The sequence below is a fragment of the Mycobacterium sp. MUNTM1 genome (assembly GCF_054660795.1).
Genome location: NZ_BAAGDE010000152.1, coordinates 1 through 536 on the forward strand (window position 1 = coordinate 1; position 536 = coordinate 536).

Genomic DNA, 536 nt, shown 5'->3' on the forward strand with positions numbered 1-536 from the left:
GCGTAATGCTGCTGCAGCAGCTGCACCCGCTCGATCGTGAAGCCCGCCGCCTCGCCGAATTTGAAAATGTCTTCCTGCGCCGGCAGCTGTCCGCCCGGGAAAATCTCTCGCCCAATAAATCGCGCGAAACGGATATCGTTCATGGTGATCGAAACGCCACGCTCATGCTGCTGCTTCTGCGTATAGGTAAGGATCGTATGCAAAAGCATCCGGCCGTCGTCGGGAAGGATGTCGTAAGCGCGCTCGAAAAATGCCGGATAGCGCTCGATCTTGAACGCCTCGAAGGCGCCGATGGATACAATCCGGTCGACCTTGTCCTCGAACTCTTCCCAACCCTGCAAGCGCACCTCGATGTTGCGGCCCGTCGGCAACCCGGCCAGCTTCTTCTTGCTGTACTCAAACTGGTTGCGGCTCAGGGTAATTCCGATGACGTTGACGTCGTACTTCTCGACAGCCCGCTTGAGCGCACCGCCCCAGCCGCAGCCGATGTCCAGCAGCGTCATCCCCGGCTCGAGGTTCAGCTTGCCCAGCGCCAG

General features: G+C 59.7%; 1 protein-coding gene. It reads right to left on the reverse strand.

Features of this window, described 5'->3' with window-relative positions; genetic code table 11:
* On the reverse strand, positions 1 to 536 hold a 536-nt coding region (locus ACYQ8K_RS30185; protein WP_459975049.1), incomplete at both ends, for a class I SAM-dependent methyltransferase.